Origin of the sequence: Billgrantia kenyensis (genome assembly GCF_013697085.1) — a bacterium.
Classification (GTDB): domain Bacteria; phylum Pseudomonadota; class Gammaproteobacteria; order Pseudomonadales; family Halomonadaceae; genus Halomonas; species Halomonas kenyensis.
On record NZ_JACEFT010000007.1, the window covers coordinates 56640 to 81889 of the forward strand.

20 protein-coding genes are annotated in these 25250 nt (G+C 63.2%); 7 read left to right on the plus strand and 13 right to left on the minus strand.

The window, feature by feature from the left end; genetic code table 11:
• Nucleotides 1-16 precede the first annotated feature (16 nt).
• The 7 genes from H1D44_RS08315 to H1D44_RS08345 all read right to left on the minus strand — a co-directional run bounded on the left by H1D44_RS08315 (nt 17) and on the right by H1D44_RS08345 (nt 9415).
• The gene (locus H1D44_RS08315) at nt 17-1243 is read right to left on the minus strand and encodes an EAL and HDOD domain-containing protein (RefSeq protein ID WP_181514382.1); all 1227 of its coding nucleotides are present in this window, start codon (nt 1241-1243) and stop codon (nt 17-19) included.
• 147 nt (nt 1244-1390) lie between these two features.
• The gene (locus tag H1D44_RS08320; protein WP_181514383.1) at nt 1391-3394 is read right to left on the minus strand and encodes a methyl-accepting chemotaxis protein; all 2004 of its coding nucleotides are present in this window, start codon (nt 3392-3394) and stop codon (nt 1391-1393) included.
• Between the two features lie 219 nt (nt 3395-3613).
• Nucleotides 3614-6361: a sensor histidine kinase gene (locus tag H1D44_RS08325; RefSeq protein ID WP_181514384.1), complete on the minus strand. Its 2748-nt coding sequence runs from the start codon at nt 6359-6361 to the stop codon at nt 3614-3616.
• A 4-nt stretch (nt 6362-6365) separates the two neighbouring features.
• A complete protein-coding gene (locus H1D44_RS08330) occupies nt 6366-6563 on the minus strand; it encodes a hypothetical protein (protein WP_181514385.1) in 198 nt (65 codons plus the stop codon).
• The gene (locus H1D44_RS08335; protein ID WP_181514386.1) at nt 6560-8623 is read right to left on the minus strand and encodes a 3'-5' exonuclease; all 2064 of its coding nucleotides are present in this window, start codon (nt 8621-8623) and stop codon (nt 6560-6562) included. The genes H1D44_RS08330 and H1D44_RS08335 overlap by 4 nt, the downstream gene beginning before the upstream one ends.
• On the minus strand, nt 8623-8994 hold the full coding sequence (locus H1D44_RS08340) for a response regulator transcription factor (protein WP_181514387.1): 372 nt from the start codon (nt 8992-8994) through the stop codon (nt 8623-8625). Before H1D44_RS08340 ends, H1D44_RS08335 begins: the two co-directional genes overlap by 1 nt.
• Before the next feature lie 139 nt (nt 8995-9133).
• Nucleotides 9134-9415 carry a hypothetical protein gene (locus tag H1D44_RS08345; RefSeq protein WP_181514388.1) on the minus strand — a complete coding sequence of 94 codons (282 nt, stop codon included), beginning with the start codon at nt 9413-9415 and terminating at the stop codon, nt 9134-9136.
• 282 nt (nt 9416-9697) lie between these two features.
• Between H1D44_RS08345 and H1D44_RS08350 the strand changes: the two genes are divergently transcribed.
• Genes H1D44_RS08350 through H1D44_RS08360 form a run of 3 tightly spaced genes read left to right on the plus strand, consistent with a single transcriptional unit; the run spans nt 9698 to nt 12733 of the window.
• Nucleotides 9698-11374 carry a carbon starvation CstA family protein gene (locus H1D44_RS08350; protein ID WP_181514389.1) on the plus strand — a complete coding sequence of 559 codons (1677 nt, stop codon included), beginning with the start codon at nt 9698-9700 and terminating at the stop codon, nt 11372-11374.
• 12 nt (nt 11375-11386) lie between these two features.
• The gene (locus H1D44_RS08355) at nt 11387-11689 is read left to right on the plus strand and encodes a cory-CC-star protein (RefSeq protein ID WP_181514390.1); all 303 of its coding nucleotides are present in this window, start codon (nt 11387-11389) and stop codon (nt 11687-11689) included.
• 36 nt (nt 11690-11725) lie between these two features.
• On the plus strand, nt 11726-12733 hold the full coding sequence (locus H1D44_RS08360; RefSeq protein WP_181514391.1) for an ArsA family ATPase: 1008 nt from the start codon (nt 11726-11728) through the stop codon (nt 12731-12733).
• A gap of 9 nt (nt 12734-12742) precedes the next feature.
• On the opposite strand, the gene H1D44_RS08365 is transcribed toward H1D44_RS08360, so the two are convergent.
• From H1D44_RS08365 to metG, 6 genes are all read right to left on the minus strand, one after another.
• Nucleotides 12743-13486: a YdcF family protein gene (locus H1D44_RS08365; protein ID WP_181514392.1), complete on the minus strand. Its 744-nt coding sequence runs from the start codon at nt 13484-13486 to the stop codon at nt 12743-12745.
• A gap of 13 nt (nt 13487-13499) precedes the next feature.
• Nucleotides 13500-14561, minus strand: a complete 1062-nt coding sequence (locus H1D44_RS08370; RefSeq protein WP_181514393.1) for a carboxysome shell carbonic anhydrase domain-containg protein — start codon at nt 14559-14561, stop codon at nt 13500-13502.
• Nucleotides 14562-14667: 106 nt separating this feature from the next.
• The gene (gene nth, locus H1D44_RS08375) at nt 14668-15303 is read right to left on the minus strand and encodes an endonuclease III (protein WP_181514394.1); all 636 of its coding nucleotides are present in this window, start codon (nt 15301-15303) and stop codon (nt 14668-14670) included.
• A 31-nt stretch (nt 15304-15334) separates the two neighbouring features.
• Nucleotides 15335-16111: an electron transport complex subunit RsxB gene (rsxB, locus tag H1D44_RS08380; protein ID WP_181514395.1), complete on the minus strand. Its 777-nt coding sequence runs from the start codon at nt 16109-16111 to the stop codon at nt 15335-15337.
• 61 nt (nt 16112-16172) lie between these two features.
• Complete coding sequence (locus tag H1D44_RS08385; protein ID WP_181514396.1) at nt 16173-17726, minus strand: diguanylate cyclase domain-containing protein; 1554 nt, start codon at nt 17724-17726, stop codon at nt 16173-16175.
• A gap of 254 nt (nt 17727-17980) precedes the next feature.
• Nucleotides 17981-20023 carry a methionine--tRNA ligase gene (gene metG, locus H1D44_RS08390; RefSeq protein WP_181514397.1) on the minus strand — a complete coding sequence of 681 codons (2043 nt, stop codon included), beginning with the start codon at nt 20021-20023 and terminating at the stop codon, nt 17981-17983.
• Nucleotides 20024-20247: 224 nt separating this feature from the next.
• Here metG and H1D44_RS08395 point away from each other — a divergent pair, with 224 nt between their 5' ends.
• The 4 genes from H1D44_RS08395 (at nt 20248) to H1D44_RS08410 (ending at nt 25244) form a co-directional block, all read left to right on the plus strand.
• Nucleotides 20248-20517: a hypothetical protein gene (locus H1D44_RS08395; RefSeq protein ID WP_181514398.1), complete on the plus strand. Its 270-nt coding sequence runs from the start codon at nt 20248-20250 to the stop codon at nt 20515-20517.
• A 149-nt stretch (nt 20518-20666) separates the two neighbouring features.
• On the plus strand, nt 20667-21863 hold the full coding sequence (locus tag H1D44_RS08400) for an FIST signal transduction protein (RefSeq protein ID WP_181514399.1): 1197 nt from the start codon (nt 20667-20669) through the stop codon (nt 21861-21863).
• Complete coding sequence (locus tag H1D44_RS08405; RefSeq protein ID WP_181514400.1) at nt 21860-24244, plus strand: putative bifunctional diguanylate cyclase/phosphodiesterase; 2385 nt, start codon at nt 21860-21862, stop codon at nt 24242-24244. Before H1D44_RS08400 ends, H1D44_RS08405 begins: the two co-directional genes overlap by 4 nt.
• A complete protein-coding gene (locus H1D44_RS08410; RefSeq protein WP_238984521.1) occupies nt 24156-25244 on the plus strand; it encodes an alpha/beta hydrolase family protein in 1089 nt (362 codons plus the stop codon). Before H1D44_RS08405 ends, H1D44_RS08410 begins: the two co-directional genes overlap by 89 nt.
• Nucleotides 25245-25250: the final 6 nt, after the last annotated feature.

The following is a 25250-nucleotide window of genomic DNA, read 5'->3' on the forward strand; positions in this document are numbered from 1 at the left end:
TCCTCCAGCCGGTGCGTTACTTCTTTACGGCCATGAGGGTGGAAAGCAGCTCAAACGCACTGTGATGAGCCTGGCGATAGAGCGTCAACAGTCTCCCCATGTCTTCGCTCAGGCCCTGCTCGCGCATGGCGTAATGACGCTCGATCATTTCGATGCGATGAAGGATGTCACCGTAGTGCCCTCTGCCGTGAAGAATGGCCCCGGCGGTTTCGTCGTCGATTTCGAGGCATGTCAGAAATTCTTCCCTGGGGATGCCCAGCAGGAGTTCGACGCTGGAGAGCAAGCCGATGAAATAGGCATCCTGTTCGCACAAGGCATGGCTGCGGGCCAGCAGTTCGCATGCCTTGGCCCGAGTCAGGGCCAGTTCGGCGTGCTCGGACCGGGCTGCGCCGAGCAGTCCGAACAGGGCGACCCAGTTGGTCAGCTGGCGCAGGCCAAGATGCGTCACGATACCTCTGACTGAGCGTATCGGGGCACGGGGATGGTAGAAGGCGCTGTTTGCCACCCGAGTCAACTTCAAGGCAAGCTCGGGGTCGGCTTGAATGAGGGAGATGATCTCATCGTTATCGGGCTCAGGCTGGTGAAGTACGCGTAGCAGGGTGGTGGCCTGCAGCGTGGAAGCGGGAATCTTCTTTCCATAAACGGGACTTGGACGCGCGTAGTAGTATCCCTGAAAGAGGTCGAAGCCGAGCTGTCGATAGATATCACGCTCTTCACGGGTCTCGACGCGCTCCGCCACCCATTTCAGACTCGGGTGGTAATAGCGGTCCTTGCAGGCCTTTACAGTCTCCGGCGTCAAGGTCGATATATCGACCTTGACGTACGAGGCCATGGCGAGCAGGGGTTCCCATTGTGGGTCGAAAGCAAAGTCGTCAAGGGCGATGCGAAATCCCTGATGCCTCAAGTGCTCGACCGCCTTTATCAATTCACCCGTGGGCTCCAGGCGCTCTACTAGCTCGATGACCACGTGTTCCGGCGACACCGGCAGAAAGTGCCGTGCCAAGAGGATATCGTCGGAGACGTTGACGAAGGCAGGTGCCTGGAAAGTATCGACTCTTTGGATTATTGCAGTGCTGAGTTGATACACGACTTCTGCAGTGGCGACTCCCTCCCCGACATCGGCTACTGCCAAGCCGCCTTCGTTGCGATAGAGCAACTCGACGCCATAAATCTTGTCATCCCGATCGAAGATGGGCTGCGTAGCCATCAGTAGGCTATTGGCATTACCGATTCCCTGTGTCATTCCCTTTCTCTTGGTTTGTTGCTCCTGCATATTAGATCGGCAGAGAAAGGTAATTCTTTAAATTCAAGTCAACTCAACGTTGTGCTCTTACCATGACAGTCGGCAGGCAGCCCCATTTAACGGGGACTACCTGCCGTTGAGATCAGGTCAGAAGGTTTCCCACTCTTCTTCCGCCTGACGCGTTTCTTTGCGTCTTGGCTTGGGATCTTCCGCCGGCTTGGGCAGTGCGGGGCTGGCTGCTGAAGGGGCAGGGCGCTGCTGTAGCTGGGGTCTGGCTGTCGGGGTGGTGCCGGCAGTGTCGGACCCCAGCACGAACTCGGACATCAGCGCATCGAGTCGTGAAGCGTTCTCGTGCATGGTGGCGGCCAGTCCTGCGCTCTGGCTGACCATGGCGGCGTTCTGTTGGGTCATGGTATCCATTTCGGCCACGGCGGTGTTGACCTGGTCGATGCCTGCCGTTTGCTCGCGGGCGCCGGCAGTGATCTCGCTGATCACGTCCGATACCTGAACCACGCTCTGCCTCAGCTCCTCCATGCGCTCAACCACGCCCTGGACGATCGTGCTGCCGTCCTGGGTATGCTTGACAGAGGCGGCGATCAGGTCACGGATGTCCTTCGCCGCATCGGAGGAGCGGCTGGCCAGGTTGCGCACTTCCTGGGCGACCACGGCGAATCCTCGACCGTGCTCACCGGCGCGGGCGGCTTCCACCGAGGCATTCAAGGCCAGGATATTGGTCTGGAAGGCAATCGAGTCGATCAGGCCGATGATGTTGCTGATCTTGTTGGCCGATTCATCGATGGCTGCCATCTTGGCGCTCATCTCCGTCATGACCTCGCTGCCTCGTTCGGCAACGCCAGCGGCATTCATGGCCAGGCCGTTGGCCTGCTCGGAAGCCTGGGCCGTATGCGATACGGTGGAGTGGATTTCTTCCATCGACGCAGACGTTTCCTGCAGGTTGGCTGCCGCTTGCTCGGTGCGTGAAGAGAGTTCCCGGGTACCATCGGCGATATCGCCGGACCCGGCCAGTACCATGCGGGCATTTTCCCGAACCTGTAGCAGCGTGTTCTGCATGCGTTCGACGAAGGCATTGAACTGTACGGCGAGCTGGCCCACTTCATCCTGGCTGTCCACATTCAGGCGCTGGGTCAGGTCCCCCTTGCCCTGGGCGATATCGGCCATGGCCAGGGTCGTGCGACGAATGGGCGACAGCACCTTGCGGGCGGAAATCACCACGATGGTCAGCAACAGGGCAAGCGTGGCCAGGCCGGCAACCAGTAGCGACACCAGCAGGTTGCGGCTGACACCGGTGAATACGGCGTTGGGGATGGCGGCCGCCAGGGCCCAGCCGTCGGTGCCGGTGATGGGATTCCAGACCATGGTAACGGCGCCTCCGAAGGGCGACGTGACCTGGCCGATCCCGGCACTGCCCGCCATCATCTCGCGGCCCAGGTCATTGGCACCTTGGAATCCTGCCTGGTCGGCTTCGGTGACCCGCAGTGCCATGCGAACTTCCGGATCCGGGTGGGCAACCACCATGCCTGAGCGGTCGACCATGTAGCCATAGCTGCCTTCGCCGACGTCGATGGCCGAGGTGATCTCGGATACTGCCGCCATGGACAGCGTGAAGCCAAGCAGGCCAATCCGGTTGCCGCGTTCATCGAAGATCGCTTCGGCGACAATGGCCGTGGGTTCACCGGTAATGAGTGAAAGGACAGGGTCGCCTAACAGCCGGTCTGCCGTCCCGTCGATCACCAGCTCCTTGAAATAACCACGGCTGGAGATATCGGCTCGGGCACCGGTATGGGTGATGGTGTCGCCGTTGGCATCGGCGAAATAGAACGACTCGATGGTGGCGTCGCCGGGATGGCGAGACTCGAGCCACTCGAGATGCGACTCCACCGAAACCGGCTCGGCCAATCTTTCCTCCTTGGCCAGGCCGGAAAGCAGGGTGCGGTAGCCGGTGATCCAGCGGCCGATCTCGTCGGCACGCGCCTCGACCTGGCGCATGCTGTTGGCCTCCACCATGGGCGGAATGGCGGCATTCAGCTGGGTTTGCACGATGATGCCAAGCGCCAGGAAAGCCGCCAGCAGGGGCAGGCCGATGGCACTGAGCAGTTTTTGGGTCAAGGACAAGCGGGACAGGACTTTCATCAATAGGCTCCCTCGCAGGGCTTCTCTCTATGGTTCGACTTACCGGCTCACGGCCGGGTGACACGGGCTGCCGCCTTGGCGTACCCAAGGCGGGTGTCGTTGCGGAGCAACTATTGTTGTTGTCTGAGGGGATGATCTGGCGCTGGCATGTATCGGCGCTCAACCAGTCCGATACCGCTTTATCGGCAGGCAGGGGGGAAACTTGAATGCATTACAGCATCAGGCCGGGGCAGCTTCCTCGGTCGCTTCCGGCAGCTCCATCACCAGGCAGGCGCCCTTGAGCGTGGGGGCATCGTCGACCCACAGCCGCCCGCCCAGGTGGTTGACGATACCGCGGCTGATCGGCAGTCCCAGGCCGCTGCCGCGGGGACGTCCGCGGGCCTTGCTACCGGCGTCACTGTAGCGCTTGATCTGGTGGAATTTCTCGAACACGCGCTCCCGCTCGTCGGGTGCGATCCCCGGTCCGTTATCCTCCACGCTGAGCCGGAAGCTCTGCTTGTGGCGAGCAAGATGCAGGCGAACGCGGGGGGTGTCGTCGTCGGCGAACTTGCCGCCATTGTCGAGCAGGTTGATGATGACCTGCTCCAGGCGGTCGGGGTCGCCGATGACCATCGCCTCGTCCGGTTCCAGGTCGACCTCGAGCTTGACTCCGCGGTCCTCCTGCAGGCGATGCACGGCATCCACGCTGTGGCGCACCAGGGCCACCAGGTCGAGGCGCTGGGGGTTCAAGGTCAGTCGTCCGCTCTCCAGGCGGGCAAGATCGAGAATCTCTTCGATCAGGCGTGAGAGGCGCTGGCTTTCGAGGACCACGACCTCGAGGAAGTGCTTGCGCTTCTCTTCCGGAAGGTCCTGGCCGTCGCGCAGGATCTCGGCGAAGGCGCGGATCGAGGTCAGCGGGGTCCTCAGTTCATGACTGACCATGGCAACGAATTCATCCTTGAGACGATCGAGTTCGCGCAGGCGCTCGTTGGCGGCGCGAAGCTCCTCGCCGATCCGTGCCAGTTCGTTGGACTTCTGCTCCAGGCGGCGATTGTACTCCAGGGTCTGTGAGGTGGTGTCGAGGATGCTCAGGATCGACTCCAGGTCCAGCGCTTCACCACGCACGACGGAATTGATCAATACCCTTGCCGATGCGCTGCCCAATGCCCCCGACAGGCCCTGCTCGGCACGCGCAATGAGCGCGGGTGGAGCGGGTGCGTTGTCGGCCGGATTGGCATGGGGGTCGGCAAGTATGCGGGCCGTGGCGCCAGCGCCCAGGTAGCGGCTGAGCAGGCTCTGCAGCTCACCGCGTGTCGTCTGGCCGCGCCACAGCGAGGTGTGTTGAAGCCCTGGATTCATGGCCTCGGTGAAGAGTGCCGCCTGGGTCTGCTCCACCGGGCTCTGGCGAGTGAAGAGCGAGATGCCCACCAGCAGGCCGATGTTGAGCAGCAGGCTCCACATCAGCGAATGGCTGTAGATGTCGAAACCCTCGAGACCGAACAGCGCATAGGGGCGCAGCCATTCCAGGCCGAGCAGGCCCTGCTCGAGGAAGGTGGCATCCAGCCAGCCTGACTGGGCGAAGCCCGGCAGCAGCAGGGTGTAGAACCAGGTCACGAAGCCTGCCAGCAGGCCCAGCGTGGCCCCGGCGCGCGTCGCCCCGCGCCAGTACATGCCGATCAGCATGGCTGGCGCAAACTGAGCGGCGCCAACGAACGAGACCAGGCCAATGGTCACCAGGCTGTAGGAGTCGCCGATCAGGGCGTGGTAGAGATAGCCCAGCAGCAGGATCATCACGATGGCAACGCGACGGATGCCCAGGAGCCAGCCGGCCAGCTCCCCCTGCGAACTCAAGTGAAGCCGCTTGGAGCGCAGCAGCAACGGCATGATCAGCTGGTTGCTGACCATGGTGGAAAGCGCGATCGTCTCGACGATCACCATCCCGGTCGCGGCGGAAAGACCGCCAATGAAGACCAGCAGGGGGATGCCCTCGATGCCTGCCGAGAGCGGCAGGGTCAGAACGAAGCTGTCGGGATCGCTGTTGCCCACCGGTAGCAGCAGGCCGGCCATGGCGATGGGGATCACGAACAGGTTGATCGCCACCAGATAGAGCGGAAAGAGCCAGCTGGCACGCCGGAGATGGCGCTCGTCGACGTTTTCCACCACCAGCACCTGGAATTGGCGCGGCAGGGTGAGAAAGGCGAGGAAGGCTAGCACGAAGGTGCCGACCCAGCCGATCGCTCCACCGGGCACTGCCTCCAGGCTCAGGGCGCCGACCAGCTCGGGCGTATTGGCGACCTGGCGAAACAGGTCGCCAGGGCCGTTGAACAGGACGAACACGACGAACACGCCGACAGTCAGGAATGCCACCAGCTTGATCAGCGACTCGAAGGCGATTGCCGCGACCATGCCTTCGTGGCGCTCGCTGGCATCGAGGTGCCGGGTGCCGAACAGAATGATGAACACGGCAAGCACCAGCGCAACCCAGAACGACTTGTCGATCCAGAAGCTTTCTTCCTGGAGCTGAAACTCTGCCGCATCGGGATAGTTCACCAGCACCGCATGGCTAAGCGTGATGGCCTTGAGCTGCAGGGCGATATAGGGGGTGATGCCGATCAGCGCGATGATGGCCACCAGGGCGCCGAGGCTGGAGCTCTTGCCGTAGCGGGCACTGATGAAGTCGGCAATCGAGGTGATGCGCTGGGTGCTGGCGATGCGCACCATCTTGCGGATCATCATGGGCGCCATCAGCATGGCAAGGGTCGGGCCCAGGTAGATCATCAGGAAGCTGGGGCCGAATTCAGCCGCTCGGCCCACGCTGCCGTAGAAGGTCCAGGCGGTGCAATAGACAGCGATCGAGAGGGTGTAGACGGTCGGTGAACCGATGATCGAGCGTCCCTGCTCGGCACGCCGGTCGCCCCAGGCGGCTATCACGAACAGCAGCGCCAGGTAGCCGAAGGCGACGGTCAGCACGATCGGATCGGTTCTCATCGCGTCAGCTGTCCTCCTGACGGTGCTCCATCAGCCAGGCAGCCAGGGCGATCACCAGCGTCCAGGCCACGAAGAGGTAAAGAGGCAGCCAGGAGAGTCCGGCGCTGGGTGGCCGGTCGAAGATCAGAACCAGGGGCGGCGAGAAGAGCAGGATTGCCAGGCCGATCAGGGCCACCAGTCGAGCCTGGGGGCTGGCGTTCATGTGCAGGCATCCTCCTTGTCGAAGGCGGTGGCCTGAAGCATCAGTGCCTGCTCGAGCGTCTCGATGCCACGCGCCTCGAGTCGCGGCAGCAGTGCCAGCCACAGTTCGGCCGTTACCCTGGCATCGCCAAGGGCCGTGTGACGGGTTCCCGGCGGAAAACTCAGGTCGTAGCGGTCGGCAAGGGTGTCCAGGTCATGGCCATCCAGACTCTCGTCGAGGGCGCGCGAGATCAGCAAGGTGTCGAGCACCGGCATTTCCAGGGTGACGCCGCTGCCGGGGGACTGCAGTGCCAGCAGGTCGAAGGCGGCATTGTGCGCCAGTATCACGGCATCGCCGATATAGTCGCGAAACCGCGGCAAGATGACCGGCAGCGGCGGTGCGCCGGCGACGTCGTCGTCGGTGATGCCGTGTATTGCCGTGCTGGCGGGGGGGATCGGCTTGCCGGGATCGACTCGCACATCGAAGTTGTCGCTGGCCAGCAGCCTGGCATTGACGATACGACACGCCCCGAGGCTGATGACGGTATCGCCGCGGCGCAGCTCCAGGCCTGTCGTTTCGGTATCGAAGGCGACCACCTCCAGGGCGCGTAGCGGACGCTGGGCCAGCTCGGCATCGGGCGGCGGCAGGTCGGCGATGCCGAAGTCATGGAACTCCGGGCGGGGCGGCAGCTGGCTTGGCGGTGCACCGACGCGCTCCACGGCAGGTAGCGGCAGGCGCAGCCTGGCGTGTATTCCATCGGGGTCCGCCAGGCTCCAGGCATCGCTGGCATGCTGTCGCAGCAGGTCCCCGACCCGGGGGGAGAGCGGGAGCGTCTCCAGTCGCTGTTCGCCCCATGCCGCCAGCTCGCGCTGTGGCAGCGGGCGTCCCGGCCAGATCAGGTCGAGATAGACGCGTCGATTGCCCAGCAGCAGCTCGCTTTCGAAGTCGGTGGTATCGGCATGCTGGCTCAGGCGCTCCAGCAGCGCCTCGAGCATGACCAGCAGCGTCGGGGCGTCGCCCTTGAACCAGGCAGGCATGCCGATCGGCACGACATTGATGGGATTCTCGGCCAACCGCTCGTTGAGCGATTGCCACAGGTCGTTGGACCACAGCGGCACCAGGCGTTCGCCCTGTTGCTGCATGTCCTCGATCAGGCGGCCGAGGTTCTCGATCTCACTTCCCAGGGCGCTGCACTCTTCCCCGATCACCGTTTCCAGGCGTTGGCGTAGAGAGTCGTCGACGTGCCTGGCATGGCGTGCGCTGCCCAGTGCCTCGGCGGCACTGGCCAGACTGGCGCTGTGGCGGCGCAACGGCGCCACACGCTCTGCCAGGCCGGCACGAGCGCCCATTTCACTGGTCCAGGCCGTGGTAGCGTCAGTGAGGGTCAGCAGGGTCTCGCCATTGCTTTGTGGAACCCGGCGCATATTCACGTGAAGCCAGCGCTCGTTGCTGGGAATCAGCAGCTCGCGGGGAGAGCCGTTGTCGGGAAGCTTGCCGAGAGAGTCCTGCAGGCTCGACACCGGCAGCAGGGCATCGAGCCGCTTGCCCAGCCCCAGCCCAGGGTGGTTCTCGAAGAGAGATTCGGCAGCCTGGTTGAATAGCAGCAGGCGACGATGATAGTCGCACAGCAGCAAGGGGGTATCGAGAACCTGCAGCAGCGTTTCGAGTTCCTGACGTATGCGGGCAGCGCTGCGTGCGCCTTCGGCATGGGCGGTAGCAAGGCGCGCCCTGTCGCTGCGCCAGGCTTCGCGTACGCGCATCAGGTCGGGGCCCAGTCCGCGCAGCCAGCCCTCGGGGGGATAATCCTCGCGTGCATCCGGGTTGGCTACCAGGCGGGCGAGTTGCACCTGCAGGTGGCGCAGTGGGGTGAACAGCATGCGTTCGAGCAGCAGGCCGACCAGGAAAATGGTGCCGCCTCCGGAGAAGCAGCCGAGCCAGAGCACCAGTCGTGCCAGCCCCTGTGGCTGGAACAGGCTGTCCAGCCAGGCTGCGAAGATGGCTCCACCCAGCAGACTGATCCCGCTGAGCAGCAGCCAAAGGCCAATCAGGCGCTGGCGCTTGGGCAGCTTGCCCCCTTTCATCAGACGTCCTCGGCCAGCAGGTGTTTCACCTTCTCGACCAGTGCCTGGGTCGAGAAGGGTTTGGTGACATAGTCGTCGGCACCCAGTGCCAGCCCCTTCTCCTTTTCCACCTCGCGGCCGTGGGCGGTCAGCATGATGATGGGGAGCCTGGCATGGCGCGAATCCTGGCGCAGCTGTTCCAGCACGTCGAAGCCACTGATGCCTGGCAGGCTGATGTCGAGGAGAATCAGGTCGGGAGGGGACGCCTCTACCTTGGCCAGGGCTCCTTCGCCATCCTCGGCCGTCTCCACGTCGAATCCGGCCTGCTGCATCAGGAACTCCAGCGACAGGACGATGTTGGGCTCATCGTCCACCACCAGTACCTTGGCCATGCATGACTCCTTCAAGCGTCATTGTATCTTGTTGATCTACAGTCTAGTGCGCCTGCAAGGGGCGGCAAAGACGACCTTGGCAGAAGGCGACTGACATGGACCGGACGCCGGGCAATGTGCCGGGCAGGGAGACAAACCGTCAGCGAGACTCGTCGCTGCCGGGCCGTTTCAGCTTGGGGCCGAACGGGCCGAGCCACAGCCACACCTGAAGCAGCACGAGCACGGGCAACAGCCAGGCCGGTGCACCGGTGGTGCGGGCCAGAAGGAAGAAAATGAGATAGGCCGTGATACCTGCTCCCAGGCCTATGAGTGAAAACGTAAAAGCTCGCGCTTCGCCCGGGCGGCGTGTCACACGGAACATCAAGCCGATGAAGGCACCAAATGCACCGGCCATGGCGAGTTGGAGCAGAGTGTCTTGCATGCGAAGTCTCGATTCCAGTGGCGGGTTAGTCGTCGCAGCGTAACGTGCGCTTCACAGCAGGGCTGTACGACCTTGGGTCAAGTTCCCGCTGCGCGCTGCCAGCTAATCTTTTACAACTTTAGGAGTAAAGGCTGGGGCGGAACAGGCTAAATAGTGGAATTGTTTCTCTTCACTGGTCATCCTTTCCAGGCAGCGCGGAAAGTGCTGCCTGCCCGGTCGCTTTGCGAAACATGCGAGCCGACAATAAAAAGATGACTTTTCCTCAAAAAGGAGCTGATCGGAATGAGTGCCATCGTCCTGCTGATTCTCGGTCTTGGCGGAATGGCGGCGGGTTATTTTCTCTATTCCCGCTTCATTGCCACCAAGATCTATCGCCTCGATCCTGACTTTCGCACCCCCGCCCATGAGTATGAGGACGGTGTCGATTTCGTACCCACCAATCGTTTCATTCTCTGGGGCCACCACTTTACCTCGGTGGCGGGGGCTGCCCCCATCGTCGGGCCTGCCATTGCGGTGATCTGGGGCTGGCTGCCGGCCTTCCTCTGGGTGGTGTTCGGCACCATCTTCTTTGCCGGCGTGCATGATTTCGGCGCCATCTGGGCCAGCGTGCGCAACAAGGCCAAGTCGGTCGGCGCCTTGACCGGCGATGTGGTCGGCAAGCGCGCCCGCAGCATCTTCATGATCGTCATTTTTCTTGTACTGCTGATGGTGAATGCGGTCTTTGCCGTGGTGATCGCCGGGCTGATGATGAACTTCTCCACCGCGGTGGTGCCGGTATGGGGCGCGATTCTGGTAGCGCTGATCATCGGGCAACTGATCTATCGGCGTATCCTCAGCCTGCCGGTCGTGTCCGTGCTGGGTGTCGTCGCCCTGTATGTCCTGATCTTCATCGGCCCGTCAGTGCCGGTACAGATGCCTGCCGAGGTGGGAGCGCTCTCCGGTAATGCCGTTTGGATCCTGATCCTGTTCGGCTACGCGGCGATCGCCTCGCTGCTGCCGGTATGGGTGCTGCTGCAGCCGCGCGACTACATCAATGGCCTGCAGCTGTTCATTGGCTTGATCGTGCTCTATGGCTCGATCCTGTTCCTCAATCCGACGCTGGTGGCACCGGCCATCAATCCCGACGTGCCGGCGGGAACGCCATCGATGATACCGCTACTGTTCGTGACCATCGCCTGTGGCGCCATCTCGGGCTTCCATGGCCTGGTCTCTTCCGGCACCACGTCCAAGCAGCTCAACCGCGAAACCGACGCCCGCTTCGTCGGCTACTTCGGTGCCGTGGGTGAAGGCATGCTGGCCCTGGCCGCCATCCTGGCCGCAACCGCCGGCTTTGCCACCTTCGCCGACTGGCAGGCGATGTACACTGCCTTCGGCCAGGGCGGTGTCAATGCCTTCGTCGAAGGCGGCGCCTACATGATCCACAACGGCCTGGGCCTCAACGAAGTGACGGCAGCCACGCTGCTCACGGTGATGGCGGCACTGTTTGCCGGTACCACCATGGATACCGGCCTGCGCCTGCAGCGCTACATCTTCCAGGAGTGGGGCGAGATCTATAACCAGCCGTGGATGAAGAAGAACGCGCCGGCGACGCTGCTGGCGGTAGGTAGCTGCCTGCTCCTGGCCTTCGGCGCCGGCGGGGCGGACGGTACCGGTGGCATGATCATCTGGCCGCTGTTCGGTACCACCAACCAGCTGCTTGCCGGCCTCACGCTGCTGGTCATCACGGTGATGCTCGTGCGCCTGCGGCGCCCGATGTGGTACACCCTGGTACCGCTGTGTTTCCTCTTGGTGATGACCATCGCTGCGCTGTTGATTCAGCTGCGGGCCTTCTTCGAGCAGGGCAACTACTTCCTGTTGTTCCTCGACATCGTGGTGCTGGTTGCGGCCATTCTGGTGGCCATGGAATGCGCCTCTGCACTCAAGCGCTCGCGTGCGGAGATGACCGAGCAGAAAGAGTAAGAGGATGCGCTGATGAACGACGATCATGACAAGACGCATGATCCTCGTCTCGAAAGGATTCGGGCCTGGCTGAGCCAGGCCCGTTTCTTCGCCGAGGAAGTCTACTCCTCGCGCTACCGGGGCGCGATAGCGAGAGCCCGGCGGGACGAAGACGACCTGTTCATGCTGCTGGTATTCTCCGAGATGATGGGCGTGCCCAATCCCGCCGCCTATTACACTCTGGAGCTGCAGCCGCTGTTGCTCGAGCGCTTCCATGACTGGCACAAGCGCATGGGCATGGAGAGGTCGCCATTAGACCACTTCAAATGTTGTTGAGAATCCTTGCAGGACGCTCGACACGAAGGATTCTGTATGAAGGATTTACTGGATAAACGCCTGCTCTGGGTCGGCGGCAAGGGGGGCGTGGGCAAGACCACCGTGGCCGCCTCCCTGGCGGTACTGGCGGCAAGCCGGGACCGGCGTGTGCTGGTGGTTTCCACCGATCCCGCGCACAGCCTGGGTGACGTCTTCGATCGAGAGCTGGGCGATGCCCCGCGCCGCCTGCTGCCTAATCTCGATGCCATGGAGATCGACCCCGACGCCGAAGTCGAGGCGCACCTGGCGCGGGTCACCGAACAGATGCGGCGCTATGCTGCACCTGAAATGATGCAGGAGCTGGAGCGCCAGATGCGCCTGACCCGACAGTCGCCGGGAGCGCAGGAGGCTGCGCTGCTGGAGCGGATCTCGCGCATCGTGACCGACGATGAGGCGCCCTACGACCTGGTGATCTTCGACACCGCGCCCACCGGCCACACGCTGCGGCTGCTGAGCCTGCCCGAGGCCATGGCGGCCTGGACCGACGGCCTGTTGGCACATAACCGCAAGTCCGAGGAGCTGGGCAAGGTGCTGTCACACCTGACGCCCAAGCGCGGGCGGGACGTGGCGACCCCGTTCGATGACCCCCAGGAGGACCCGCTCAGTGAGCTCGATGAGCGCACGCGCGATGTGGCACGTACGCTCATGGAGCGCAGGCGTTTGTTTCATCGTGCCCGGCGGCGTATCGAGAATGCGCAGGAGAGTGGGTTCCTGTTCGTGATGACGCCCGAGCGGCTGCCTATCCTCGAGACGGCGCGTGCGGTGCAGGCGCTGGAAGCGGCCAAGGTGCCGGTAGCCGGTATCCTGGTCAACCGGGTCATTCCCGACGATGCCGAAGGGGAATTCCTGCGTGCCCGGCGCGATCAGGAGGCTGTCTACCTGGCGCGGATCGATGAACAGTTCGCCCACTTGGCGCATCCCCGGCTGCCGCTGTTGCCAAGCGATGTGCAGGGTATACCCGTGCTCGAAGCGCTGGCAGACCAGCTGGAAGAAGCAGGATTTTGAGGTGAGGTTTCAAGGTAGCAGGCCAAGCAGCCAGTTGACACCCAGGCCTCCCCACTCGTTCAGCGCACGTGTGCTCTGGTTGAGGTGGTAGGCGCGGGGAAGCCATGCCGCCAGTCCTTCGGGCGGCGGGCTGGTGAGCTCGGTGGGGGCGGGCACTACCGTCAGCCCCTGGGCCTCGAAGTCGGCAACCGCGCGTGGCAGGTGCCAGGCCTGAGAGATCAGCGCGACCCGCGTAATGCCGTCGGCGCGCAGCATCTCGGTGCTGAAACGGGCGTTTTCCGTGGTATTGCGACTTTCGCCCTCCATCCAGCGAACCGGCGCGTCGAACACGTCGCGCAGGGCGGCGGCCATCAGGCTGGCCTCGGCGCTATGCTCATCATGTACCCGTCCGCCGCTGACCAGGATAGGCAGCCCGCTCTGGCGATGGAGGTAGGCACCGTAGGCCAGCCTGCGCCAGGTCGGGTTGGCCGGTGCATCGCCCCAGCCGAACTCGGGGGCAGCGTAATCGCGGCCACCGCCCAGGATGACGATGGCCTCGGTATCCTGCAGCTGAGTCTGTGCAGCGGGCGCATAGGGTTCGAGGCTCTGGCGCAGGGCATGGCTGGCCATGGGCGTGGAGAGCAGCAGCAAGCCGAACAGCCCCAGCATGACGAAGAGCGCGCCGCTGAAGCGCCTCGGGCTCAACCATAGGCCGAACAATACCATCACCACGTTGAGGGTCGGGGGCAGCAGCAGGATTTTCAGCAAGCTCATGGTTTTATCCCGATCATGCGTGCTCGAGCAGTTCCAGGCGGCGGCTTGGCCAGTGCACGATGGCAGTTCGCGAAATCATTCGGTTGGCCAATTCGGGGTGCTCCCGTCGGATGACGCCGGCAGCGAATTCCGACAGGAAGCGGGACTTGAGTTCGGCCCGTGCGCGGTCCACACCGAAGGCTTCGTAAGGCGTCGAGGCGAGCAGCAGGAAACCGTCGTCGGGGATGCGGCCTGCCTTCATGTTGGCGGCGATGATCTCGGCTGCGGTGGCGACGGGTTCGGAGAGGTCGGGGCTGTAGGGTCCGACGATCAGTGCCGTATTGGGCAGGTGCAGGAAATCGAAACCGCGGCCTATGCAGATGACCCATTCGCGGTGCTCGATGTCCAGCTCGCGTGACGTTGGGCGCAGCGATTCGACGTGGCGCAGGTTGCCCCTGAGCAGCGGCATCAGGTCGCGGCGTATGTCGGCGGGCATGTCGGGGCAGAGGCCGGCTACCAGCCGCTCGAGGTCGTGTTCGTCACCAGGCCCGAGATCGCTCATGTCGAGCTTGGAGCCGCTGTCTCCATGCACGATCAACGCATTGGTATCCGTTTCGAACCCGCACACCAGCGGGTAGACATGGCTGTGATCGCTACCGAAGATTCGCTCGGCCTGTTGGCGAATCTCGTAGGCATGTGCCAGGGCGGCGTCGGCGTCACAGGCAAATCCGGCACAGCCGCGACTGCGGTCGCCACGCGAGAAGTGATAGCTGATGATCAGCAGCACGCCATTTCCCTGATGGATGGCCTCGTGAACCGCGTCGGTCAGCATCTCGCCGAGATAAGGCCATCCCAGGTGGAAGATACCGCCAAGATTGCGAAAGGGGGTGATGATGCCCAGCGGCGTCTGCGTGACGTGGGGCAGGTGTATCCGACCGTCCATGCACTTCATGACCAGGATGCGCGTGGGGTGGGCCGCCAGGTAGCGCTCCCGGGCCAGCCACGCCGAGGGGCTGCAGAAGGTTTCCGCGTGTTCCTGGGACAGCGCAAGCAGCGCTTCGATTCGTTCGCCGATGGGACGGTCGTGTAATGCCATGGAAGGGCTCGGATTATTGTTTGTTGGAATCTATCGTCCCTGACTGTGCCGTATTATGCAAAATCCTCATTGGTCGTAGAAAGCCATGCACTTGACTGTGTATCTCTCAAATATCCACCTTCTCCTTGTATTCGCACAGGTCCTCGATCACGCAGCTGCCGCAGCGCGGCCGTCGCGCCAGGCAGGTATAGCGTCCGTGCAGTATCAGCCAGTGATGAGCATCTTGCAGAAACTCTTTGGGCACATGGCGCAGCAGCTTCTGTTCCACTTCAAGGACATTCTTGCCAGGTGCGATGCGGGTGCGATTGGAAACTCGGAAGATATGGGTGTCCACGGCCATGGTGGGTTCGCCGAAGGCGGTGTTGAGGATCACGTTGGCGGTCTTGCGACCGACGCCGGGCAGCGCCTCGAGCTCACTGCGAGTGCGCGGCACCTCCCCTGCATGTTGCTCGACCAGAATGCGGCAGGTCTTCATCAGGTTCTCGGCCTTGGTGTTGTACAGGCCGATGGTCTTGATGTGCTCCTTCAGCGCCTCCAGGCCGAGCTCCATGATGGCCTGGGGGGTGTTGGCCACTGGGAACAATCTTGCCGTGGCCTTGTTGACGCCGACGTCGGTGGCCTGGGCCGAGAGCAGCACTGCAGTAAGCAGCTCGAACGGCGTGCTCCACTCGAGCTCCGTGGTCGGATTGGGGTTGTGCTCGCGCAGGCGGGTGAAGATCTCGTAGCGTTTCTGGGCGTTCATGGGAAACTCGAAAACGACATGATGGGATGACTCATTGCGCGGTGGAGGCCAGGGCGGCGCGGGCTTCCTCCAGCAGCCGGGTTGCCTGCGCGAGCTGCTCCTCGGCCACGCGGCAGGCATCGCTGTCATCGCGGCGGCGGGCACCGTCGTACAGCATGCGGGCGCGCCTCACGGCCTGCTCGGCTGCCTTGACGGCCATCTGCCGCTGACGATGCTGCGGTGGCGTCGTGGTACCGGCGGTGGGGCGCGAGGCGTGGCGAATCTGGCGCCGCTGGCGCTCCAGGCGCTTTTCGCGCTGGATGCGAGCCAGGCGCCGCTGGCGAGCCAGGTGACGATCCCGCCCCAGTGTGGCGCGGCGAGCCAGGTAGGCTTGCCGCTCATCCTCGTTCGCGGCAGATTGCCATTCGGGGTGAGGCCGCAGGTCGATGCAATCCACCGGGCAGGGTGCCACGCACAGCTCGCATCCGGTGCACTCGGCCGTGATCACGGTATGCATGCGCTTGCTGGCGCCGAGAATGGCATCTACCGGGCACGCCTGGATGCACTTGGTGCAGCCGATGCACTCCGCTTCGCGAATCACGGCGACAAGCGGCAACTGCGGGGGCTGTTCCAGGGGCTGGCGTGCCTGTCCGGTCAGCTCGGACAGCCGTCCAAGGGTTTCTTCGCCGCCGGGCGGGCAGCGGTTGATCGCCTCCCCCTCGGCGATGGCCTCGGCGTAGGGTCGGCAGCCCGGATGGCCGCACTTGCCGCACTGGGTTTGCGGCAGCAGGGCATCAATGGCGTCGATCAGCGTGGGCTCTCGCGTCACGAGGGCTCCTGTAGGTCGCGGATGAAGCAGGTGGGCATTATACGCTTGCGCTCCCTGGGGGTCATGTCACCGGACGCGTCAGCGCCTGCGGGCAGTGGGCGACCACGCGGTTGCGCCCGCTCGCCTTGGCCTGGTACAGCGCCTGGTCGGCGGCGCTCATGATGTCGCTTGGCGTCGAGAGACTGTCGCCGTACGTTGCCGCGCCGATACTGGCAGTGACCACCTGAGCTGTCGGGGAGGCAGCATGAGGCAGGGCCAGTTCGAGGATGGCTGCTCGCAAGGTCTCGCCGAGCTCGACTGCGTCCTCAAGGGTCGTGCCTGGCAGCAGGGCGCTGAACTCTTCCCCGCCGGTGCGTGCCACCAGGTACCCTCGGCCACCGAGGCAGGCCTCCATGCAGGCGGCCAGGCGCATCAGGCAGACATCCCCGGTCGGGTGGCCGTAATGGTCGTTATAGAGTTTGAAATGGTCGATATCCAGCATTAGCACGGACAATTTCGGGTTGTCCGAAGGCTCGGCGCACATCGCTTCGCTGAAGCGCTCGTCGTAAAGTCGTCGATTGGCCAGTCCTGTCAGCGGGTCCTGCCGGGAAAGCTCGAGCAGCTTGGCCGCCTGGCCGCGCTGGTAGGTCAACAAGGCCTGGAAGTCTCGCGACAGGGTGCCGATTTCATCGCTTCGCTGCTGCAAGGCAGCAGGAATATCCCTATCCGAATGGGACTGATGCAGTAGCTGGGTGAAGCGTGAAAAGCGTCGTAGTGGGGCCAGTACCATCCGCTCGAGCAGAAACATGACAATGATGATGACCAGCAGCAGTAGTCCGCCGGTCCATATCAGCCCATAGTGAAATGTCTGTAGCCTGGCGCGAAAACTGTCGCGAGGTATTCGTGTGCTCAGCCACAGCATGTTATCGCTCTGGTGGCTGGGCAGGAATCGGCTGGCCGCAATTTCGCCATCGCTGGTGTACTCCAACCGGCTGCTGCCGGGGGGCAGGGAAGCGGTGTTTTCTTCCGTTGACACCATGCTCAAGGTATCGAGCAGGATGGTGAGACCGGTCTGCTCGCTCAGCGTAGCTTCCATCTGAGCGTCCAGCAGGCGCACCTTGGCCAGCCAGCCTGCGCTTGGCCCCGTGCGGCTAGTGGGCAGGATGCGATTGACCCCCACCAGGGCTGGCCAGGGCGACGTTATCACCAGCGACATTCCCTCCTCAGGCACCTGCTCGAGGGCGCTCTGTAGAGCCGTCACGACACGCAGTGTCCAGCGGCAGTCATCGGCCGTTCCGGGGCAGCTGGTGTAGCGGCCGCTGTCGGGGTCGATGCCGGCAGCCCAGTGAAGCGAGCCGTCGGCTCGAAAGAACAGCATGGCCTGGTAATTCATCTCGGTGAACATGTCACGACTGAAGTTCGCCGCGGAGTAGGCTTCGTGGCGGTCGTGGACGAAGCCGAAGCTGTCATCCCAGTGCGCCCAGTCACGGGTATGTGCCAGCAGGCTTTGCTGCCCCTGGGCGAGGCTGCGTTCGATGCGGTCCAGTTCGCTGACGGCCAGTTGGCGCTCTTCTTCGACCAGAGCAGGCATGATCACCCAGCGGCCGATCATGGCCAGGGCCAGCAAGGCAGCCACTAGCACACCTCCCAAAGACAGGAGAAAGCGGTGTCCCAGGGAAGATAGTGTCATATTGGAAACCGTGCCGAGGGTGTGAGCGACACTGCTTTACCCGTGTCGCTTCGACTGGATGGTGTGGATAGCAGCAAATGCGTATGAACGTTGCCGAGTACACTTCGGCATATGCTGAAAAAACTTGAGATCGAACGGTAAAGACGGCAAAAGCACGGCCAGGCCGTGCTTTCCAAGACGAACAAGCGGCTTGTGCGGAATCAACGAACCCGCTGGCCAGGCTCTGCGCCCGCGTCCGGCGACAGCAGGTAGATGCCGTCGCCGCTGCCGGCGGCCAGCACCATGCCCTCTGAAACGCCGAAGCGCATCTTGCGCGGGGCGAGGTTGGCCACCATCACGGTGAGTCGTCCTTCCAGCGCTTCCGGGGCATAGGCGGAGCGAATGCCGGCAAAGACGTTCCGTGTTTCGCCGCCGAGGTCCAGTGTCAGCTGCAGCAGCTTGTCGGCGCCCTCCACGTATTCGGCCTTGGCGATCCGTGCGATGCGCAGGTCGACCTTGGCGAAGTCGTCGAAGGCGATCTCGCCGGCGAGCGGTTCATCGGCCAGCGGCCCCCTGGCCGCCTCCTTGAGCTTCTGTTCTTCCACCAGATCCTCCTTCGACGCCTCGATCATGGCGTCGATCTTGTCCCGCTCCACGCGGGTCATCAAGGGCTTGAACTTGGCGATGTCGTGGTCGAGCAGTACGTGATGGCGCGAATGCCAGTCGAGCGTATCGAGCTTGAGGAACTCGCGAGATTGCTCGGCCATGGCCGGTACCACCGGGGCCAGATAGACCATCAGCTGGCGGAACAGGTTGATGCCCACCGAGCAGATATCAAGCACTTCCTGCTCACGGCCCTCCTGCTTGGCCAGCACCCACGGCTCCTTCTCGGCGATATAGGTATTGGCCTCGTCGGCCAGTTCCATGATCTTGCGCACCGCACGGCCGAATTCACGCGCTTCGAAGTCCTCGGCAATACCGTCGCCGGCGGCGATGAAGCGTGCCACCAGCTCCGCTTCGGCACAGTGCGCCGAGAGTCGGCCTTCGCCCAGTTTCTTGACGAAGCCGGCGCAGCGGCTGGCGATGTTGATCACCTTGCCCACCAGGTCGGCATTCACCCGGGCGGCAAAGTCGTCGAGATTGAGATCGAGGTCGTCGACCCGTGAGGTGAGCTTGGCGGCAAAGTAGTAGCGCAGGTACTCGGGGTTGAGGTACTCGGCGTAGGTGGCTGCCTTGATGAAGGTGCCCCGCGACTTCGACATCTTCGCGCCATTCACGGTGACGAAGCCATGGCAGTTCACCGCGCTGGGCGTGCGGAAGTCGGCGCCGTGCAGCATGGCAGGCCAGAACAGGGCGTGGAAATAGACGATGTCCTTGCCGATGAAGTGATAGACCTCGGCCTCGGAATCCTTCTTCCAATAGGTGTCGAAATCGATCCCGGTGCGGTCGCACAGGTTCTTGAAGCTCGCCAGGTAACCGATCGGCGCGTCCAGCCAGACGTAGAAGTACTTGCCCGGGGCGTCGGGAATCTCGAAGCCGAAGTAGGGCGCATCACGGGAGATGTCCCACTCGTTGAGTCCCGACTCGAACCACTCCTGCAGCTTGTTGCCGATCTGCGTCTGCACGTGGCCGCTGCGGGTCCACCGCTTGAGGAAGTCGGCAAAGTCGGGAAGCTTGAAGAAGTAATGGGTCGAGCTGCGCACCTCGGGCGTGGCGCCGGAGATGGCCGATACCGGATCGATCAGCTCCGCCGGTGTGTAGGTGGCACCACACGCCTCGCAGTTGTCGCCGTACTGGTCGGGGGTCTTGCACTTGGGGCAGGTGCCCTTGATGAAGCGGTCGGCCAGGAACAGGCCCTTCACCGGATCGTACATCTGCTCGATGTCGCGGGTGGCGATATGCCCCGCATCGCGCAGGCGGGTATAGATCAGCTCACTGAAGTAGCGGTTTTCCTCGGAGTGGGTCGAGTGGTAGTTGTCGAAGGCGACCCCGAAGGTGGCGAAGTCGTCCTGGTGCTCCTTCGAGACCCGCTCGATCAGCGCCTCGGAGCTGATGCCTTCCTGTTCGGCGCGCAGCATGATGGCGGTGCCGTGGGCGTCGTCGGCGCACACGTAATAGCACTCGTTGCCGCGGCTTTTCTGGAAGCGCACCCAGATATCGGTCTGGATGTACTCCAGCAGGTGGCCGAGGTGGATCGAGCCGTTGGCGTAGGGCAGGGCACTGGTGACCAGGATCTTGCGCGGGGCGCTTGCGTTGTTCGACATATCGGCTCTGATATTCCCAGGAAGAACAGACCCTCGATTGTATCTGTCTTCCCCTCCCGCTGCATCTGCTGAGGCGGATGGCTGGCCCGTTGCGGGTAGCTTGGGTATCATTAGCGATATCCGCCGACGGCAGGCCCATGGATGGGCCGCTGTGGCAGGACTCAACGCTTGCCCGTTACGCATCATCCAACAAACGAACGTTTCACTTTCGTGAGGATGATACGATGAAACTGCGTCTTTCACTGCCCCTGCTGTTGATTGCCACCCTGCTGGTAGGCTGCGGTACCAATGCCGTGGCACCCCGCTACACCAGCGAAAACCCCGACATCATGCGTATCGGTAATGATCGCCCGGCGGACCCTGAGCGCTACGTCGAGGACCTGGGTCCGTATTGTGTCGAAGTCACCGAGACCTGGAATTCCCACGGGACAACGCCTGACGGCCAGACCCTCTGGGCCAAGGATACCCGTCGAGCCGTGGTCCCGTGTGATTGAGCCTGCCGGCCCGGCGTCGATCCTGACGCCGGGCGGAAACGGCTAAAGAAATCCTTCGCTGGGCCGAAGTTTGCTTATACCCGGGTGGGGCGCCGTGAGGCGTACCCCACCCCGTGTTGCCTGGTTCAACGACTCGAGAGCATCGACCCATGCAAACGAAGAGCGCCGCGAGTTCACTTCCATCGGCCACTCCCGAAACGCGCTGGATGGGAGTGGGTCACTCCGCCCTGAGCGGGTCGGCCGAGGCTACGAGCGAAGCAATCCATCAGGCGCTATCCGGGCGAACGCCCAGGCTGGTGCTGGTTTTCTGTTCCCCGGCGTATGACGTACCGACCGTCGCTGCCACGGCGCAGGCAATGGCCGGCGATGAGGCCGTGGTGGCGGGATGCACCACGGCTGGTGAGATCTGCGGCCAGCTTGCGCTTTCCCAGGCACTGGTCGCCGTCGCACTGGGCGGTGAAGGCTTCACCGTGAGTAGCCGTGTGGCCAGCCTCGAGGCGGGGCCGCGAGAAGCCGGACGCCAGGTGGCTCAAGGGCTGCTGGAGCTCGAACGCCCACACAAGGTGCTGATGTTGCTCAGTGACGGTCTCATTGGACTGCGCAGCGAACTCATTCGCGGGGCTTACGGCGTGGCAGGCGCCGCAGTGCCGCTGGTGGGAGGGTGCGCAGGCGATGATCTGCTGCTGGTGAAAACTTTCCAGTTTCATGCGGGGGAGGTGATCAGTGAAGGGGTGGTTGGTATTGCCTTGGGCTCCATCGCTCCTATGGCGATCGGCACTGGCCACGGCTGGCAGCGTATCAGCGAGCCGGTGGTAGTCACCGGAAGCGATGGCAGATGGATTCACCGGCTCAATGATGAACCTGCCCTCGACTACTTCTTGCATGCTGTCAGGGCTCCCGCGGAGGCCTACAAGAGCGGGGAGGCACTGCCCTACGGTGGCCTGGAATACATGCTGGGGCTACTGAGACCCGGGGGGGAGGAGATACGTGCTACGGTGGGGGCCGACTATGCCACGCGCTCGCTGCTCTGTAGCGACGTACCCGAGGGGACATTGGTTGCCATCATGCAGGGGTCGGCCGAGGGTACCCTCAACGGTACTCACGAGGCCTGTCAGCTCGTCAGCCAGGCGCTGGGTGAGCATGAGCCCCTCGGCGTGATTGCCTTCGACTGTGTGGCGAGACTGGTCATGCTCGGCCAGGCCGGACTCATGGAGGAGTTGAAGATCGTCACCGACGCCTTTCCCCAAGCCGCACTGGGTGGCTTCTATACCTATGGCGAATTTGCCCGCGCCAGAGGCTCTCGTGGCATCCACAATGCCACCTTGGCCCTGTTGGTGCTGACATGACGCTGGCTGCGCAGGACGTCCAGTCGCCTCATCGGCTGGTCGAGTTCCTCACCGCCATCAGTCGCTGTGAAAATGTGGCCGAGGCTGCCCGCACGGGAGCCGAGTTGATTGCCGAGGAATTCGACGCAGAGATTGGTGCCGTGATCGTCAACGACAGGCTGATGTCCACCTTCGGCTTCGGCCAGCAGAGCGTACCGGAGGCCATGCTCAAGGCGGCATTGCCAGGCACCGATGAAGCGATTTTCGAAACCATCGGCAGCTGCCACACCTTGGCGGCGGAGTGGCATGCCGGTGCGACAGGCAGACTGGTAGTGGCAAGGTGTCATGGAGCATTCGGCTATACCGAGCGCCACTTGCTACTGGGCATGGCCGGCGCTTTCGGTCTGGCGCTCGATATGCTGGCTGTCCTCGAACGACAGCGCCGCGAGCAGCAGGTGCTGGAGGTACTGCTTGATATTCAGCGCGCCATCTCGCATCGGGCGCCGCTTCCCGACATCCTCGAGGCCGTGACCCAGGGAGCCAGCCAGGTTTTGGGCGGCCACCCGGTGTCGCTGCTGCTGGACGACGCCCAGGATCCAGGCCGCCCCATCGTTTCCGGTGCCGATCTCTCCGGTGCCGCCGAGACGGTCAGTGCGGTCGTCCACATTCATGGGGTACCGGCAGGCACCCTGCTCGTCGAAATCGGTGGCGAAACCCTCTCTGGCCAGGAGGAGCTGGCTTTGCTCAGGACCTTTGCCGAGCACGCAAGCCTCGCCCTGGCAGATGCGCGTAGCCTGGAAGAGATGCAGAAGGCCTTCCGTGATCCGCTGACCGGGCTACCCAACCGCCGCCTGTTTCTCGACCGTCTGAACCAGGCACTGCGTCAGCAGGCGCCGGGACACACCCCCGCGGTGCTGTTCATCGATCTCGATCGCTTCAAGGCGATCAACGACACCATGGGGCACGATGCCGGCGATGAGCTGCTGTGCGCCGTCGCCGAACGTATAGGCAAGGTGATGCGGCCCGACGCGACAGTGGCCCGTTTTGGGGGAGATGAATTCGCGGTACTGGTCAACGTGGATGACGCCCCGCTAGAGACGGCCGCCCGGATCGGTGAGCGAATCATCGAGGTGCTCAGACAGCCTTTCGGTCTTGGCGGGCAGCTGGCCTATATCGGGGCAACGGTGGGCGTTGCCCATGCCGGTGCCTCTGACCAGCAAGCCGACGTGCTACTGCGCCATGCCGATATCGCCATGTACCGCGGCAAGGCAGTCGGCCGTAACGTGGTAATCACATATCAACCCGCCATGGGGGAGGCTCTCCTTGAGCGACAGCTGCTCCAGACGCACCTGCAGAGCGCCTTGGGTGGCGGGGAGCTGACGTTGCACTACCAGCCCATCGTCGATCTGCGCAGTGGCCGACCCAAGGGGCTGGAGGCATTGCTGCGTTGGCGGCATCCTTGCCGGGGCATGGTGCCGCCTTGCGATTTCATTCCCCTTGCCGAGGAAACGGGAGCGATCGTGGAGATTGGGCGTTGGGTGCTCGATCAGGCTTGTCGACAGCTCGGGGAGTGGCACCGCCTGGACCCGTCGCTGACCGTCAGCGTCAACGTCTCGGCTCGCCAGCTGCGTCAGCCCAGCTTTGCCGACGACGTGCAAGCCGCACTGGACCAGGCTGGCCTGGAGGGGCGCGCGCTGACCCTGGAAATTACCGAATCGGCGCTGCTGGAAGACCTGGAACTCGCCTTGGGGACCCTGCAGGCGCTCAAGGCAGTGGGAATCGCGCTGGCTCTGGACGACTTCGGGACCGGCTACTCGGCGCTGAGTCACCTGCGGGTTCTGCCAGTCGATGAACTCAAGATCGATCGCTCCTTCATCTCCACCATGGAGGGGGAAAGCGACAGTGACCGCCTGGCCGCCATGATCGTCAGCCTCGGGCATGCCTGCCGCCTGCGGGTAGTGGCCGAAGGCATCGAGGATTCGCTGCAGTTGGCGGCTTTAAAGGAGCTCGGTTGCGACTACGGCCAGGGGTATCTTTTCCGACGCCCGCAGGATGCTCAGGCGATCGGCGACTATCTGGCTGGGCTGCCCTTCGCACCCGAGGTGAGGAATAGAGCCCGGAGTCGACTGGCAAGCCAGGGCACGCCGGCTAGAATGGTGAGGACAAGCACAAGGAACTGCTGCCAGGAGGCGTGCCATGGAACGCAAAGGCCATCTTGTTTCTTACCTCCCCACCACAAGTTTATCTGCCAGGGTCGACCCCGCTGGCAGCCAGAGGCAGAACCGCAGGTTTTCCATGCTACTTGGCGTGCTGATGGGTACCTCCCTGGGCCTTGGCCAGGTGCAGGCGGATGGATCCGTATCGGAACGGCTGCTGGGCCAGGAGTCGGCGGACGAGGCTGAGGAATCCGGTCTGGAGCATCCCAGTGAGCATCTCGTCGTTACTGACTTTCCCGGTGAGCTGACCGATGCCGATCTTGCCGTCTGGCAGGAGCATGTCCCAGACATCAGGGACGTGGAGATCCCCTCCACGGCGGACGACTATCAGCAGCCGGCGCTGTTCTTTGCTCCCGAAGACGACGAGGAGCGCCCGCTGCTGTTGGTGCTGCACAGCTGGAGCACCGATTACCTGCAGAACATCGATATCCCGCTTGCCCAATTTGCCGTCGCCAATGAGTGGGCCTTCATTCATCCCGACTTTCGCGGCGAAAACGATGGACGACCCGAGTCGATGGCCTCCGATCTGGTCATCTCCGATATGGAAGACGCGCTGGAGTACGCCCTGGAAAATGCCAATGTCGATGAGTCGCGCATCTACCTGATGGGCTACTCCGGCGGAGCCATGAATGCCCTGCACCTGGCGAGCCGGCATCCCGACCGGTTTGCCGGCGTTGCCGCCTGGGTGCCGGTCTACGATCTGATCAGCTGGTACGAATTCCACGCAGGCAGCGCCGAGGACTATGCCGAACAGATAGCAGGTGCCTGCGGCGGAGCGCCGGAAGAGGGCAGCGAGGCTCATGACGAGTGCGTTCAGCGCAGCCCCAAGGCCCATCTGCCCGACGTGGCAGGGGAGCTGAGGGTGCTGATCGCTCATGGGATCGAGGATGACCTGGTGCCCGTCGACCACGGCCTGCGTGCCTACAATGACCTGGTCGAGGAGGAGGCTCGTATCTCGCAGGAGCAGATCGACGCGATCATGGAGCGAGGGGAGATCCCGGAGGATGTACAAGAGCGCTCACTGCATACCCAGCGTGATTATGCCGGCTTCGACGAGGCCGAAGCCCCGGTGCTGCTCCACCTTCAGTCCGGACCAGCGGAGCTGGTCGTGTTCGACGGCGAGCACGACATGCTCTATCGGCCCGGGCTCGAATGGCTCGCTTTGCAGGAGCGCGAATCAGACTAGCCACCC